Origin of the sequence: Streptomyces sp. NPDC059695 (assembly GCF_042733785.1) — a bacterium.
Classification (GTDB): domain Bacteria; phylum Actinomycetota; class Actinomycetes; order Streptomycetales; family Streptomycetaceae; genus Streptomyces.
Genome location: NZ_JBHWFF010000024.1, coordinates 24,409 through 37,986, shown reverse-complemented (window position 1 = coordinate 37,986; position 13,578 = coordinate 24,409). Strand labels below are relative to the sequence as shown.

Annotated in this window: 16 protein-coding genes; 9 read left to right on the top strand and 7 right to left on the bottom strand. The window is 72.1% G+C overall.

The genetic code is table 11. The annotated features are described in order from the left end of the window. Positions 1 to 106 precede the first annotated feature (106 nt). Positions 107 to 937: an oxidoreductase gene (locus ACFV2S_RS27040; protein WP_385564185.1), complete on the bottom strand. Its 831-nt coding sequence runs from the start codon at positions 935 to 937 to the stop codon at positions 107 to 109. A 99-nt stretch (positions 938 to 1,036) separates the two neighbouring features. Between ACFV2S_RS27040 and ACFV2S_RS27035 the strand changes: the two genes are divergently transcribed. The 4 genes from ACFV2S_RS27035 to ACFV2S_RS27020 are packed head-to-tail and all read left to right on the top strand — an operon-like array spanning position 1,037 to position 2,939. Next, positions 1,037 to 1,936: a LysR family transcriptional regulator gene (locus ACFV2S_RS27035; protein ID WP_385564182.1), complete on the top strand. Its 900-nt coding sequence runs from the start codon at positions 1,037 to 1,039 to the stop codon at positions 1,934 to 1,936. A gap of 34 nt (positions 1,937 to 1,970) precedes the next feature. Next, a complete protein-coding gene (locus ACFV2S_RS27030; protein ID WP_385564179.1) occupies positions 1,971 to 2,096 on the top strand; it encodes a hypothetical protein in 126 nt (41 codons plus the stop codon). 7 nt (positions 2,097 to 2,103) lie between these two features. Next, positions 2,104 to 2,628, top strand: a complete 525-nt coding sequence (locus ACFV2S_RS27025; protein WP_385564176.1) for a DUF6232 family protein — start codon at positions 2,104 to 2,106, stop codon at positions 2,626 to 2,628. Beyond that, positions 2,625 to 2,939 carry a hypothetical protein gene (locus ACFV2S_RS27020; protein ID WP_385564173.1) on the top strand — a complete coding sequence of 105 codons (315 nt, stop codon included), beginning with the start codon at positions 2,625 to 2,627 and terminating at the stop codon, positions 2,937 to 2,939. The genes ACFV2S_RS27025 and ACFV2S_RS27020 overlap by 4 nt, the downstream gene beginning before the upstream one ends. On the opposite strand, the gene ACFV2S_RS27015 is transcribed toward ACFV2S_RS27020, so the two are convergent. Further along, entirely contained in the window at positions 2,936 to 4,846 is a 1,911-nt protein-coding gene (locus ACFV2S_RS27015) for a serine/threonine-protein kinase (RefSeq protein ID WP_385564170.1), read from the bottom strand. The genes ACFV2S_RS27020 and ACFV2S_RS27015 overlap by 4 nt on opposite strands. Positions 4,847 to 4,894: 48 nt before the next feature. Next, a complete protein-coding gene (locus tag ACFV2S_RS27010) occupies positions 4,895 to 6,430 on the bottom strand; it encodes a substrate-binding domain-containing protein (RefSeq protein WP_385564167.1) in 1,536 nt (511 codons plus the stop codon). Positions 6,431 to 6,589: 159 nt separating this feature from the next. Between ACFV2S_RS27010 and ACFV2S_RS27005 the strand changes: the two genes are divergently transcribed. The 3 genes from ACFV2S_RS27005 (at position 6,590) to ACFV2S_RS26995 (ending at position 9,368) form a co-directional block, all read left to right on the top strand. Then, complete coding sequence (locus ACFV2S_RS27005; protein WP_385564164.1) at positions 6,590 to 7,531, top strand: NADP-dependent oxidoreductase; 942 nt, start codon at positions 6,590 to 6,592, stop codon at positions 7,529 to 7,531. 132 nt (positions 7,532 to 7,663) lie between these two features. Beyond that, positions 7,664 to 8,314, top strand: coding sequence for an FMN-dependent NADH-azoreductase (locus tag ACFV2S_RS27000; RefSeq protein ID WP_385564161.1), 651 nt, complete (start codon positions 7,664 to 7,666; stop codon positions 8,312 to 8,314). A 142-nt stretch (positions 8,315 to 8,456) separates the two neighbouring features. Further along, positions 8,457 to 9,368, top strand: a complete 912-nt coding sequence (locus ACFV2S_RS26995; protein ID WP_385564158.1) for a glycoside hydrolase family 19 protein — start codon at positions 8,457 to 8,459, stop codon at positions 9,366 to 9,368. Positions 9,369 to 9,371: 3 nt separating this feature from the next. Here the strand turns inward: ACFV2S_RS26995 and ACFV2S_RS26990 are convergent, their stop codons facing one another. Both ACFV2S_RS26990 and ACFV2S_RS26985 read right to left on the bottom strand, forming a co-directional pair. Beyond that, on the bottom strand, positions 9,372 to 9,548 hold the full coding sequence (locus ACFV2S_RS26990; RefSeq protein ID WP_385564156.1) for a DUF397 domain-containing protein: 177 nt from the start codon (positions 9,546 to 9,548) through the stop codon (positions 9,372 to 9,374). Next, complete coding sequence (locus ACFV2S_RS26985) at positions 9,545 to 10,381, bottom strand: helix-turn-helix transcriptional regulator (RefSeq protein ID WP_385564153.1); 837 nt, start codon at positions 10,379 to 10,381, stop codon at positions 9,545 to 9,547. Before ACFV2S_RS26985 ends, ACFV2S_RS26990 begins: the two co-directional genes overlap by 4 nt. A gap of 181 nt (positions 10,382 to 10,562) precedes the next feature. Here ACFV2S_RS26985 and ACFV2S_RS26980 point away from each other — a divergent pair, with 181 nt between their 5' ends. Beyond that, positions 10,563 to 10,952: a hypothetical protein gene (locus ACFV2S_RS26980; RefSeq protein WP_385564385.1), complete on the top strand. Its 390-nt coding sequence runs from the start codon at positions 10,563 to 10,565 to the stop codon at positions 10,950 to 10,952. A gap of 4 nt (positions 10,953 to 10,956) precedes the next feature. Here the strand turns inward: ACFV2S_RS26980 and ACFV2S_RS26975 are convergent, their stop codons facing one another. Together ACFV2S_RS26975 and ACFV2S_RS26970 are read right to left on the bottom strand one after the other, a co-directional pair. Beyond that, a complete protein-coding gene (locus ACFV2S_RS26975) occupies positions 10,957 to 11,430 on the bottom strand; it encodes a MarR family winged helix-turn-helix transcriptional regulator (RefSeq protein WP_385564151.1) in 474 nt (157 codons plus the stop codon). Then, a complete protein-coding gene (locus ACFV2S_RS26970; RefSeq protein ID WP_385564148.1) occupies positions 11,427 to 12,032 on the bottom strand; it encodes a DJ-1/PfpI family protein in 606 nt (201 codons plus the stop codon). Before ACFV2S_RS26970 ends, ACFV2S_RS26975 begins: the two co-directional genes overlap by 4 nt. Positions 12,033 to 12,174: 142 nt before the next feature. On the opposite strand from ACFV2S_RS26970, the gene ACFV2S_RS26965 reads away from it, so the two are divergent. Next, positions 12,175 to 13,536, top strand: a complete 1,362-nt coding sequence (locus ACFV2S_RS26965) for an aspartate aminotransferase family protein (RefSeq protein ID WP_385564145.1) — start codon at positions 12,175 to 12,177, stop codon at positions 13,534 to 13,536. Positions 13,537 to 13,578 lie beyond the last annotated feature (42 nt).

Below are 13,578 nucleotides of genomic sequence, written 5' to 3'. Positions count from 1 at the left end.
GGGCCCCGCTCTACTCTTCTTCCTACTAAAAACCCTTGCTTTTGCTTTTGTGGCTCCGGGCCCGCCCGGCCGGGGGGGGGGGGGGGGCCCCCCCTTCTCCGTGCGGTCAGGCGTCGAGCTTGGTGTCCCGGCCGACCTTCTCCCAGGCTGTGAGGTCCGAGCGGACCTGGTCCAGGTGGCCCAGGATCGTGTCGATCGAGTCGTCGCCGAGGGCCAGCCTCAACGGCGTCTCGTCGGCGTTCAGCGCGGCGATGACGGCCGCCGCGGCCTTCGCCGGGTCGCCGGCCTGGGTGCCGCCGCCGGTCTCGACGAAGCCGCGGGTGGCGCCGACGGTGTCGGCGTAGTCGGCGATGCCGTCACCGCTGAGGCTGTGGTTGCCGAAGAGGCCGGTGCGGAAGGCGCCGGGCTCGACGATGAGGACCTTGACGCCCAGCGGTCCGACCTCGGCGGCGAGCGCCTCGGACAGGCCCTCCAGGGCGAACTTGGTCGCGCTGTACGCCCCGAAGCCGGCCATCGACATCTGGCCGCCGACACTGCTGAGCTGCACGATCGCACCGGAGCGGCGGGCCCGCATGTGGGGCAGGACGGCGCGGGTGAGGGCGGCGGGCCCGAAGACGTGCACGTCGAAGAGCGAGCGCAGCTCCTCGTCGGCGGTCTCCTCGACCGAGCCGACGTGGGTGCGGCCCGCGTTGTTGACGAGGACGTCGACGCGGCCGTGCCGCTCGACCAGCCCGGCGACGACCCGGTCGACCGCGGCCGTGTCGGTGACGTCGAGGGCGACCGGGTCGACCTGGTCGGGGTGGGCGGCGACCAGGTCGTCCAGGGTCTCGGTGCGGCGGGCCGCGGCGACGACGACGTCGCCGGCGGCGATCGCGGCCTCGGCGAAGGCGCGCCCGAAACCGCTGTTGGCTCCCGTGATCAGCCAGACCTTGCTCATGTGCGTGTTCCCCCTGCTTGTCTCGGTCTCTCCCTGTCCCGACAAGCTTGGGACGGTGGGACGTTGTCTGTCCAAGAACCGTCGTGATAGCCAGAGGGCATGGACGTGCACGGGCGGGAGCTGCGGTACTTCCTCGCGGTCGCCGAGGAGCTCCACTTCACGCGCGCCGCGGCCCGGCTGTACGTCTCGCAGCCCGCGCTCAGCAAGCAGATCCGGGCCCTGGAGCGCCAGCTCGGGGCGGCGCTCTTCGACCGTGACCGGCAGGGCGTGGCCCTCACCCCCGTCGGTACGGCCCTGCTGCCGCACGCGCGGGCCGTGCTCGCCGCGTGGGAGGAGGGCCGGGGAGCGGTGGAGCGGGCCCGGGCGGCCGCGGAGCGGACCCTGGTCGTCGGCATGAGCACCAGCCCGGGGCGCGGCGGGCTGCTGCCCGCGATCCGGTCCCGGTTCACCCAGGAGCACCCGGAGGCCCGGCTCCGGCTGCGCCAGATCGGCTGGGAGGATCCGACGGCGGGGCTCGCGGACGGCACCAGCGACGTCGCGTTCGTGTGGCTGCCGATGGCCGGGCCGGACCGTTTCCGCTGGGTCGTCGTCGCCACCGAACCGCGCCTCGTCGCCCTCCCCGAGGCCCATCCGCTGGCCGCCCGCGCCGCCCTCGGCATCGCGGACCTCCTCGACGAGCCGTTCCTCGCGCTGCCCGGCACCGGGCCCGAACTCCGCGACTACTGGCTGGCCGTGGACGCCCGGGGCGGCCGCGCGCCGGTCGTCGGCGCCGAGATCGCCAGCGCGGACGAGACGTACGAGGCCCTGGTCGGCGGTCTCGGCATCTGCCTGGTCGCCGCGGGGAACGCGTCGCTGCTCACCCGCGGCGGCGTCGTCACCCGCCCCGTCCGCGACGTCACCCCGAGCCGTTTCGCCCTCGCCTGGCGCGCCTCCGACGCCCGCCCGCTGGTCCGGGACTACGCGCGAGCGGCGGCCGAGGTCGTACGCCGTGAGGCCTGAACTCGCCTTGTGCGGCTCGGGTGTTGAGGGGTTAATGGGGCTCCGCTCCAGCCCGTTCCAGCGCAGGGGGAAGCATGGAAACGCCGGGAACACCGTCACCTCCACCACCGAAGCCCTCGCGTCCGCCCGCGCCCGCCGCTCCGAGGACCCCGCCGCGTGAGAGTCTGGTGATCAGCAAGCGCCTGCTCTGGGTGCACGGGGCCGCGTACCCGCTGGAGAACATCGTCCGCGTCCACACCTTCTACCTCACCCCGCGTCGGGGAGCGGCCTTCGGGCGCTTCCTGAAGCGCGGCGGGTCCACCCTGCTCGTCCTGGTCTTCCTGATGTGGATCTCGGACTCGTCGAGCAGGGGGTGGGGCAGCAGCAGCGATCTCGCCGACGTGCTCGAGCCCCTCATGGTCGTGGTGGGGGGCGTGCTGATCTATTTCTTCGTCGAGATGCTGGCCGTGCTCTTCGCGGCGACCCACCATGTCCTCGCCGTCGAGACCAACGGGCTCTCGACCGCCCTGGTGACCGCGCCACGCGAGCAGTTGACGGAGCTCGTCCTGTCGATCGCGGAGGCGATCCACAAGCCGGACGCTGAGCTGCACGCCCACGTGGCCGCGCCGGCGGTCACCAACTACGGCAACTACTACTTCGGGGACGCCGTGAACATCTACGGCGGCAGCGGCAACACGGGGGTGTCGAAGTGAGCGGGGACCACTACTACGGGGACGTCGTGAACATGCACGGCGGCCAGGGCAATCGGGGCATCGTCCACCACCACGCCCCGCCCGACCTCGAACGGGCCCTCGCGGTGGTGCTCCAGCGCGTCGAGGAGCTGCGCGGCAGCCTGCCGGCCGGGGCGCTGGAGTCCGTCGACGGTGCGACCACCGACCTCGCCGTGCCGGACCGGCGGGGCGGTGCGCTCCAGGTCCTCCAGGCCGTCGCCGCCACCGTCGGCGGCATCGGCCAGCCCCTCCTGGACTCCGTGCGGGCAGCGCTCGAACTCCTCGCGCGTTAGGGCTTGTCCCGGACGAACTCGGCCGGTTCCCCGTCCGCCGACATCCCGTAGACCTGGAGCCTGTCCTTGCCCTGGTAGGGGACGATGCGCAGGTTGCTGGAGCCGTTCTCGACGCAGTCCGGGTCCCAGCTGCCCGGGTCGCGGGTCTCGGGGCCGATGACGAGGAGGGAGCCCGCGCCGCCGACGAGGGCGGTGGCGGCGCAGTCGATGTCCTCGGCGAGCGCGTTGCCCTGGTCGTCCATGCGCGGGTACGACTGCTCGAAGCGGACGAGTGGTGCGCCGACCGGCCCCTGCGTGACGGTGACCCGGTAGGACCAGCGGTCGGGGTCGGGCTGGTTCATCGTGTCCGGCGCCTGCTTCCAGGTGCCGATGTACGCGGCGGGGACGACGTCCGTGCCGGCCTTGACGCGCCGGAAGGTGCTGGTGGCGACGCCGGAGCCCCATTCGACGACGTCGGTCGAGCGCAGGGTGAGGGTCTGGCGGGCGGCCGGGGTGCAGCGCCGGGCGGGCACGCTCGCGGTGATCTCCGCCTCGCCGAGGACGAGTTCGCCCTCGGTGGCGGAGAGCAGGGTGGCCCGGCCCATGCACAGCTGTTCGCCGGTGACGTGGGTGTAGACGGCGGCCCTGGATCCGGCGGGTCCCTGGGTGATCTCGATCCGGCTGGTCTCGTACGGGACGCTCGCCGAGCCCTTGAGGACGCCCTCCCAGGCGCCGAGGAAGGCGGCCGGGACGATCCCGGCGGGACGGGCGGAGGTGCCGTTCTTCCGGCCGTCCGCGGTGCCTCCGGTGCCCTCGTCCCGGGGCCAGTACGTGGACGCGGCTCCGGCCGCCGCCACGACGACGAGGGCCGTGACGGCGGCGAGGAGGGCGGTACGGCCCCGGCGCCGGGGCGTGGCGGCGGGCGCGGCGGGCGCGGTACCGGCACCCGTCCCGGCGGCGGCCCCCGCGGTCGCCCCCGTCCCCGCCGCCCCGGTCCCGGTCGTGCCGCCCTGCTCGCCGCCCCCGGGATCCGTGCTCCCCTCCGCCTCCAGGAGCCGCGCCGCGTGCCGTCCGAGCCGGGCCAGGACGTCCGCCGGGAGCCACGGGTCGGCCACCGGGAGCGTCTCGACGATCTCGGTGGCCGTGGGCCGGGCCGCCGGGTCCTTCGCGAGGCAGGCCCGGATGAGTCCGGAGAGCTCGGGCGGGAGGTCCGTCAGGTCGGGCTCGTCGTGGGCGATGCGGAACATCGTGGCGTGGACGCCGCTGTCCGCCGTGCCGAAGGGGGCGCGGCCGGTCGCCGCGTAGACGAGCACGGACCCGAGGCAGAAGACGTCGGAGGCGGGCGAGACCTGGTCGCCGCGGACCTGCTCGGGCGACATGAAGCCGGGGGAGCCGACGACGGCCCCGGTGGTGGTCAGGTTGCCGCCCTCGGCGACGTGGTCGACGGCGCGGGCGATGCCGAAGTCGATGATCCGGGGCCCGTCGACGGTCAGCAGCACGTTGGACGGCTTGAGGTCGCGGTGGACGAGCCCGGCGGTGTGGATGTGGTCGAGGGCGCGGGCGAGGCCCGAGGCCAGGGCCCGTACGGTCGCGGGCGGCAGCGGCCCGAACTCGTCGCCGACCACGGTCCGCAGCGAGGGGCCCGGGACGTACCCGATGGCGACCCACGGCGAGTCGGCGGTGGTGTCCGAGCCGAGGACGGGCGCGGTGCCGGTGCCGCCGACCCGTTCCAGCGCGGCGACCTCACGGGCGAACCGGCGCCGGAACTCGTCCTGCGCGGCCAGTTCGGCGTGCACGACCTTGACCGCGACGGTCCGCCCGCCGGCCGAGCGCGCCAGGAAGACCCGGCCCATCCCGCCGACCCCGAGGCGGCCGATCAGACGGAACGGGCCGACGCTGACCGGATCTTCCGCGTTCAATGACTCCACGTCGCCAGAGCATGCCAGACGGCGAAGTCGGCCGTCTGCGGGGAAGGCTCAGCCCTCCCCGCAGACCTTCAGGCCCTTCGGGGTGGCGCAGGGCAGGTGGCCGTGGGCGCTGATGACGTCCTGGCCGCGCCCGGACCGGAGGTAGGTGAGGAAGCTGGAGGTCAGGGAGTCGGCCCTGGGCACGCCCCAGGTGTAGGCGTACTCGATCTCCCGGTAGGGGTAGGGCGAGGTGCCCAGCTCGTCCACGGCGGGCCCGTGGCCGTCGACGGAGATCCGGTGCAGGCCCTTGCGGCCGTCGCCGGCCCGGAGTTCGGTGTAGCCGATGGCTCCGGGGAGCCGGGCGACGGTGGCCAGGACCTGTTCGGTGGAGTCGAGTTCGCAGCGGATCACCTGCGCCGTGGGGTCGTCCGCGTGCTCGCAGTCCCGGGAGGAGTTGGCGGGTTCGTTGTGCCCGAGGACCCGGCGCTGGAAGACCTCCCGGGTGCCCGAGTTGGCGTCCCGGCTGACGAGCAGGACCGGGCGGTCGGGGCCGCCCAGCTCGCTCCAGTTCCGGATCCCGCCCCGGTAGACGGCGCGGACCTGTTCCAGGGTGAGGCCGTCGACGGGGATCTCGTCGTTGAGGACGAGGGTGAAGAGGGAGACGGCGACCATGTGCTCCCGCAGCTCCGGGAAGCCGCCCGGTTTCCGCCCGTCGGACAGGGCGACGACCGCCGGCGACGCCTTCCCCGCCTTCGCTCCCGCCTCGGCGAGCTCCCGGATGCCGGCGGTGGAGCCGTGCACGTCCACGGCCACGGTGGAGCCCTCGCAGTCCTTCTCGTACTGCCGTGCCGCCTCCCGCAGGGCGGGCGCGAAGGCCGTGGAGCCGGTGACGGTGAGGGTGCCCCGCGCGCAGCCGATGGGCGGCGGGGTCTGCTCGCGGACGATGATCGCGGCGAGGGCCATGACGCAGGCGGTGAGGACGACGGTGACGGTCCGGGAGGTCGGGCTGAACCTGGGCGGCTTCTCGTCGGGCGTGATGCTCCGGTTGCGCCGGATGGAGCCGCCCTGGATGCTCCCGACGATCCTGATGTCCTTGTCGGCGACACCGCCGGAGAGCTGGACGAGCAGCTTGAAGTACTGGCCGCGTTCGAGGGCCACCTTGGGGACGAGGACCGCGCTGCCGTTCCGGCCGAGGGTCGGGGAGCGCTCCAGGTCCTCCCGTACGGAGTCCCAGGCGGCCGGGATGGTGGCGACGACGCCCTGGACGGTCCGCTCGGCGAAGGTGATCCGCAGGCCGTGGGGCTCGGCGGCGGCCCCGTAGTCGTCGGAGCCGATGTCGAGCTCGCGGTCGTTCTCGATGCGGAGGAGGACGAGCGTGGACCCGTCGGTAGGCGGCGCGATGCCCACCACCTGGCCCTCCCGCACGGTGGTGACCTCGGCGTCCCGGCTCTCCTCCCGGTGGAGCGGCGTGTTCAGCTGCACGCGGTAGCCGAGCCGCTTGCGCTGGGGCGAGAACCGGTCGATCCAGACGACGGCGAGCGTGACCAGGACACCGACGAGTGCCGTCCCCACGGCGATGACGTTCTCTGCGGTTATCCACTCCATGGCCGGGACGGTACGGACGCCTGTACGAGGGCGGGGGCGGCGTAGCGGGCGGCCACCTGGACTTCTCCGTTCGTTCAGGTGGACCGACAGGGGTTGCTGGGGGCTGTGGAGCGTGGGTGTAATGGCGACGAGGGGGCCTTCCGTCTGAGGAGATACCCCATGCGCGTCGTCGAAGTGACCGCCTACGGCGGACCCGAGGTCCTCAGGATGGCCCGCCGGCCGGAACCGGAGGCAGGGGCCGAGCCGGGGAAGGTGCGGGTGCGCCTGAAGGCGGCCGGAGTGAACCAGGCGGACCTGCGGATCCGCGCGGGCCTGTACGCCGACGCGGTCGGCCCGCTCAAGCCCCCGTTCGTGCTGGGGACGGACTTCGCGGGGAAGCTGCTCGATGAGGCGCCCGGCCTGCCCGTGGGCACCCGCGTGGCCGGTTTCGTGCCCTGGTTCGAGATGCTGACGGGCGACGGGACGTACGCCGAGACCATCTGGGCCGACCCGGAGTGGCTGGCGGTGATCCCCGACGAGGTGGACTTCACCGTGGCCGCGTCCCTCCCGCTGGCCTCGGCCACCGCACAGCAGGGCCTGGACCGGCTCGCCCTCCCGGCGGGGGCGACGCTGCTCGTGACCGGTGCGAGCGCGGTGGTGGGCCGCGTGGCGGTCCAGCTCGCCCAGGCCGCCGGACTGCGTGTCGTGGCCGTGGCCCACGAGGGTGACGAGCCCGAACTGAGAGTGCTCGGCGCGGACCACGTGGTCCCGCGCGGTGTCCCGGAGGACATCGTCGCCAAGGTGCGCGCGGGCGACCCGGACGGCGTGGACGCGGTCTTCGACGGCGGGATCATCGGCGAGGCCCTCCTCCCGGTGGTGAAGGACGGCGGGGCGTTCGCCGCGATCGCGCCCGACCGGGTTCCGGTCGCCGAGCGGGGCATCCGTGTCGAGGCCGTACGGGCCAAGCCGGACGCCGTCCGGCTCGCGGAGAACCTGCGGAAGGTGGCGGACCGGGAGCTGGTCACCCGGGTGGCCGACGTGATGCCGCTGGAGGAGGTCGCGGAGGCGCACCGCAGGGCGGAGGCGGGCCACAGGCCGGGCCGGATCGTCCTGATGATCTGAGCGGATGACGACCGGGGGATCGTGATCTGAGTCACAGGGGCTGGACCTCAACTTTGGTTGAGGAAGCAGTCTTCTTCTCACCGACCCGGAGAGCGGGGCCGGCGAGAACCGCGACTCAGGAGACGATCCCCCATGGCCACGCTGCTGCACATCGACACCTCCTTCAACGGCGACAACTCCCACTCCCGCGCCGTCACCGCCGCCTTCCGCGCGGCCTGGGAGGCGGAGCACCCCGAGGGGACGGTGATCTACCGCGACCTCGCCGCGGAACCGATTCCCCACCTGGAGGCCGCCGCCTACTACGCGGGCGGCACGGCCCCCGCCGAGCGGTCGCCGGAGGAGCGGGCCGCGTTCGAGCTGCGGGGGAGGCTCATCGAGGAGGCCGAGCGGGCGGACGTGATCCTGCTGGGCGCGCCGATGTACAACTACACGATCCCCTCCACGCTGAAGGCCTGGCTGGACCACGTCTTCATGGTGGGCCGCACCTCGATCACCGAGAACCCCACGCTCGCCGGCAAGCGGGCGGTCGTCGTCACCTCCCGCGGCGGCTCCTACCGTGAGGGCACCCCGCAGTTCGGCAACGACTACGTCGAGAGCTACCTGCGGCTGACCCTCGCCGAGCTCTTCGGCCTGGACGTCACCTTCATCGTCCCCGAGCTGACCCTGGCCCCGCACGTCCCGGCCATGTCCGGGCTCGTCCCGCTCTTCGAGGCCTCCCGGACGGAGTCCCTGGCGGCGGCCGAGTCCCTGGCGAAGGAGTTTTCGGTGCGGCTGGCCGCATAGCGGACGCGGCCGTCCGGAATGAAGGCGCTCCGTCGGCCGGGGCGCCTTCATTCTGGTCTGGACCTTGACAGGTCCAGACCAATCGCGCTTCGCTGGGCTTCCCCATCCGGCTCCACCCGGCCCCACCCGGAAGGAAGTTCGCATGCTGCGAAGGCTGTTCACCTCGTTGGCCGCACTCTGTACGGCCGTCGGACTCGCCGTCCTCCTCCTCCCCACGGCCTCCGCCGGCGCCGCCGCCGCCTGCGCCGCCGCGTGGAACTCCTCCGCCGTCTACACGGGAGGGATGACGGCCTCTCACAACGGCCACAACTGGCAGGCCAAGTGGTGGACCCAGAACGAGACCCCCGGCACGACCGGTGAGTGGGGCGTCTGGGCCGACCAGGGCGTCTGCGGCGGCGGGGGCACCACTCCGCCCACCACCCCGCCGGCCGGCGGCGGATTCGTGGTCTCCGAGGCCCAGTTCAACCAGATGTTCCCGAGCCGGAACCCCTTCTACACGTACGCGGGCCTCGTGGCCGCCCTCAAGTCGTACCCCGGCTTCGCCAACACCGGCAGCGACACGGTGAAGAAGCAGGAGGCCGCGGCCTTCCTCGCGAACGTCTCCCACGAGACGGGCGGGCTCTACTACATCGTCGAGCAGAACACCGCGAACTACCCCCACTACTGCGACGCGAACCAGCCCTACGGCTGCCCGGCCGGCCAGGCCGCGTACTACGGGCGCGGCCCCATCCAGCTGTCCTGGAACTTCAACTACAAGGCCGCCGGTGACGCCCTCGGCATCGACCTGCTGAACAACCCCTGGAAGGTCGAGCAGGATCCGGCCGTCGCCATGCAGACGGGCCTCTGGTACTGGAACACCCAGAACGGCCCCGGCACGATGACCGCCCACAACGCCATGGTCAACGGCGCCGGCTTCGGCCAGACCATCTGGGCGATCAACGGCAGCCTTGAGTGCAACGGCGGCAACCCGGCCCAGGTCCAGAGCCGGGTCACCAAGTACCAGCAGTTCACCCAGATCCTGGGCGTGCCCGCGGGGTCGAACCTGTCCTGCTGACGGTCAGTCCTGCCAGGCCAGGAACGCGCTCCACGAGGACGGCTCCACGGTGAACGTGGGGCCGTCCGGCACCTTCGAGTCCCGGAGGTGGACGGCGTGGGCGCAGGTGGCCACCTCTACGCAGTTGCCGCCACCGCTGTCGCTGTAGCTGGACTTGAACCAGTGCAGGGTGTCGTTCATCTCCGTACTCCCGCCAACTCCTCGATGAAGCCCAGAGACCTGCGCGGATCCAGGGCCTGTGCCCGGATCTTCGCATACCTCTGCCGGTGGACACTTACCTTGGCCCGGTCGGTGATCAGCAGGCTCTCTCCCTGGATCTCCAGGTAGGTCACGTGGTCATGCTCCGGGGTCTCGACGATGTTCAGATCACCCCGATCGCCCGCGTACTTGCCTCCCAGTCCTGCGTCCAGTGGAAGCACCTGAAGGTTCACGCTGCTCCTCCGGGCGCACTCCGCCAGGTACGCCAACTGCTCCCGCATGACCTCCTCGTCTCCGATCGGCCGCCTCAGCACCGACTCGTCGAGGATCAGCTCGATCTCGCACACCTGCTTCCGGTCGAACAGCCGCTTCCGGGCCATCCGGCCCACGACCAGCTCCTCGACCCGCTCCGGAGTCGGCTCCGGGTGACCTCCCGCGATCAGCGCCCGCGCGTACGCCTCCGTCTGGAACAGCCCGTGGACGACATGGTTGGCGTACAACCACAGCGCCACAGCCTTCTGTTCGATCGGCGCGTAGTCGCGGAACAGCTCCGGCAGCTTCTCCAGCCGTACGAGCTCCCGCATCTCCTCGAAGATGCCCGTGCCGCCGCCGAGCCCCCGCTCCAGCTGGACCAGCATGTCGTCGCTGACCGGGTGGACGAGCCGTTCCATCGCGCTGATCGCCGCGCCCGTGAAGCCCGTCTGACTTCCCAGGTACTCCTGCGTCCAGCCCTTCTTCTGTCGCAATCTCTTCGCCACCGCGGCCGCCATCCTGGCCGCAGGACCGACCGTTTCCTTGTTCTCCGCTCGCGCCATTCACGCTCCCCATTCGGACTCAACCGATCTCAACCGGTCTCAACTGCTCCCCGCCGAATTCGACTGCGTGGAGGGCGTGTTGGCGCAGGTCAAGGGGTTGCCGACGCGCCCGTCGCAGTCGTGGAAAACGCTAGCGTCGACACGGGAACATGGTCCTGTGAATGCAGAGAATCGGGAAGTGATGGCCAGTTGGATTCCTGTTTCCGGATTCCAACTCCGTAAGGCGGGCGTACAATTCGACGCCGTTCGGGTCGACGGTGACGAAGGGCGTCGGCTCGCCGACTGGATGGAGGCGCTGACGGGGGGAGACCCCGGGCCCGTGGTCACCGAGGCGAACGGACGGCGGGGCGTCTACTTCCTCGTGCCGCCCGGTTCGACGGCCCGTCGGCCGTGGCCGCGCGGGGTGACCCGGTTCAACGCGGGACCGGCCCATGTGAGCTACGTACCGGTCCCGGCGCTGACGGGCAGGACCTGGCCCCTGGCGTGGCGCTTCCCGCCGACGGAACCGGACCGCTTCGTCCACCCGCTGCTGCTGCGGAGCGCGGTCACCGAACTGTTCACGGCGCCCTGAGGGTTCAGTCGCGCGCCGGCGACCCCTCGTAGCGCTCGCTCACCGTCTCCAGGGCCGACGACAGCCGCTCCAGGATCCGTACCGTCTCGTCGAAGGCCTCCTGGCCGCCCAGTTCGCGTGCGAGCAGGGCCGCGAGCTCCGCGTGGCCCGGGTCGATGCGGCGGACGGCCGCCCGTCCGGCCTCCGTGGGGGCGAGGAGCTTCGCGCGCCGGTGGGCCGGGTTCGGCGCGTAGGCGGCCAGCCCGTCCCGTACGAGGAGGTCGGCGACGCGCTGGACGCTCTGCCGGGTGATCCCCATGGCGCGGGCGATCCCGGCGACGGGCAGGGGCTCGGGCAGCACGGCTCCGAGGACCTGCCACCAGGCGGCGGTGAGGCCCGCCGGTTCGGCCAGCTTCTCGGACACGGCGAGGAACTGGCCGTTGAGGCGGAAGACGCCCAGGGCAGTGCGGGAGAGGGCGTCCTGCTGCTCGCGGCTCACGCGTTCAGCTCGGCGAAGGCGGCCGGGTCGGAGTGCTGGAAGAGGCGGTACCAGGCGTCCCGCTTGCCCTCGTAGGCGCCGAGCCGGGCGAAGATCTCGCGCGCGAAGGCGACCGGCTCCGTCGGGCCCGCCGTGATGAGGTCCCCGTCCCGCACGGCGTCCGCGTCGACGTAGTGGTCGGCGCCCTTGTAGCCGGTGGCGGCGAGGTAGAACGACACCGCGCTCGTGTGCGCGCGGTCGTCGAGCAGGCCCTCCTTCGCCAGTCCGGCCGTGGCCCCGCAGATCGCGGCGACCGGGACCCCGGCGTCGAGGAAGGCGCGGGCCTTCGCGGTGAAGGGGGCGAGCTCGTCGCCCTCGTCGTACTTCTCGGCGCCCGGGAGGATCAGCAGGGCGCTCTGGGCGGGGTCGAGGTCGGTGAGGGCGAGGTCGGGGACGATCCGGACCCCCGCGAGGGTCGTGACGGGCTCACCGGCGGCCGGGCCGACGGTCCGGATCGTGTAGCCGGCGCGGGCGAGCCAGGCCGTGGCGTGGCCGGTCTCCCAGTCGGCGAGGGTGTCGTAGACGGCGAGATGAACGGTCGTGGTGTCAGTCTCGGTTCCCATGACAGGAGACTGTCATGTCGACAGCATGCTGTCAATGATGGGGTGGGGGGAGAGCCGGTAGAGCAACGTGTCGCGTCCGCCCCGGTCTCGGTGGACAAGATGGCCATGGCCGGTCCCACCTGCGGTTCCTTACCCTCGACCCATGACCCCTCATGTCGAACCCGATCCCCAGGCCGGCGCGGCCGTCAAAGCCGCCGACCGCGCGCACGTCTTCCACTCCTGGTCCGCACAGGGACTGATCGACCCGCTCGCCGTGGCCGGCGCCGAGGGTTCGTACTTCTGGGACTACGACGGCAACCGCTACCTGGACTTCACCAGCGGTCTCGTCTACACGAACATCGGCTACCAGCACCCCAAGGTCGTCGCCGCGATCCAGGAGCAGGCCGGGAAGCTCGCGACCTTCGCCCCCGCCTTCGCCGTGGACGTCCGCTCCGAGGCCGCACGCCTCATCGCCGAGCGCACCCCGGGCGACCTGGACAAGATCTTCTTCACCAACGGTGGCGCCGAGGCCGTCGAGAACGCCGTCCGCATGGCCCGTCTGCACACGGGCCGCACCAAGGTGCTCTCCGCCTACCGCTCGTACCACGGCGCCACCTCCACCGCGATCAACCTGACCGGTGACCCGCGCCGCTGGGCCTCCGACAACGGCACCGCGGGCGTCGTGCGCTTCTGGGCGCCGTTCCTCTACCGCTCGCCCTTCTACGCCACCACCGAGGCGGAGGAGAGCGCGCGGGCCCTCCAGCACCTGGAGGACACGATCGCGTTCGAGGGTCCGGCGACCGTCGCCGCGATCATCCTGGAGACCGTGCCCGGCACCGCCGGCATCATGACCCCGCCGCCCGGCTACCTCGCCGGCGTCCGCGAGATCTGCGACAAGTACGGCATCGTCTTCATCCTCGACGAGGTCATGGCCGGCTTCGGCCGCACCGGCAAGTGGTTCGCCGCCGAGCACTTCGACGTCGTGCCCGACCTGATGACCTTCGCCAAGGGCGTGAACTCCGGCTACGTGCCGCTCGGCGGCGTCGCCATCAGCGCCGAGATCGCCGCCACCTTCGACAAGCGCCCGTACCCCGGCGGCCTGACCTACTCCGGTCACCCGCTGGCCTGCGCCGCCGCCGTCGCCACCATCCAGGTGATGGAGGACGAGAAGGTCGTCGAGAACGCCGCCCACATCGGCGAGAACGTCCTCGGCCCCGGCCTGCGCGAGCTCGCCGAGCGCCACCCGTCCGTCGGCGAGGTCCGCGGCATGGGCGTCTTCTGGGCGCTCGACCTGGTCAAGAACCGGGAGACCCGCGAGCCGCTCGTCCCGTACAACGCGGCCGGCGAGGCCAACGCCCCGATGGCCGCCTTCGGCGCCGCGGCGAAGAAGCAGGGCCTGTGGCCCTTCGTGAACATGAACCGCACCCACGCCGTTCCCGCCTGCAACGTCTCCGAGGCCGAGGCCAAGGAGGGCCTGGCGGCCCTGGACGCGGCCCTCTCGGTGGCCGACGAACACACCGTCTAGCAGCGAAACGGGGAGGTCCTCTCCGTCTGGACTAGGGTGTCC

Bases quoted from the DNA above. Each gene is read 5' to 3' on its own strand.
- ACFV2S_RS26985 (WP_385564153.1), bottom strand. From the start codon at position 10,381: ATGGCGCGAGCGGAGAACAAGGAAACGGTCGGTCCTGCGGCCAGGATG.
- ACFV2S_RS26990 (WP_385564156.1), bottom strand. From the start codon at position 9,548: ATGAACGACACCCTGCACTGGTTCAAGTCCAGCTACAGCGACAGCGGT.
- ACFV2S_RS27030 (WP_385564179.1), top strand. From the start codon at position 1,971: ATGGGGCTCCGCTCCAGCCCGTTCCAGCGCAGGGGGAAGCATGGAAAC.
- ACFV2S_RS26995 (WP_385564158.1), top strand. From the start codon at position 8,457: ATGCTGCGAAGGCTGTTCACCTCGTTGGCCGCACTCTGTACGGCCGTC.
- ACFV2S_RS27005 (WP_385564164.1), top strand. From the start codon at position 6,590: ATGCGCGTCGTCGAAGTGACCGCCTACGGCGGACCCGAGGTCCTCAGG.
- ACFV2S_RS26980 (WP_385564385.1), top strand. From the start codon at position 10,563: ATGGCCAGTTGGATTCCTGTTTCCGGATTCCAACTCCGTAAGGCGGGC.
- ACFV2S_RS27000 (WP_385564161.1), top strand. From the start codon at position 7,664: ATGGCCACGCTGCTGCACATCGACACCTCCTTCAACGGCGACAACTCC.
- ACFV2S_RS27010 (WP_385564167.1), bottom strand. From the start codon at position 6,430: ATGGAGTGGATAACCGCAGAGAACGTCATCGCCGTGGGGACGGCACTC.
- ACFV2S_RS27040 (WP_385564185.1), bottom strand. From the start codon at position 937: ATGAGCAAGGTCTGGCTGATCACGGGAGCCAACAGCGGTTTCGGGCGC.
- ACFV2S_RS26970 (WP_385564148.1), bottom strand. From the start codon at position 12,032: ATGGGAACCGAGACTGACACCACGACCGTTCATCTCGCCGTCTACGAC.
- ACFV2S_RS27035 (WP_385564182.1), top strand. From the start codon at position 1,037: ATGGACGTGCACGGGCGGGAGCTGCGGTACTTCCTCGCGGTCGCCGAG.
- ACFV2S_RS26965 (WP_385564145.1), top strand. From the start codon at position 12,175: ATGACCCCTCATGTCGAACCCGATCCCCAGGCCGGCGCGGCCGTCAAA.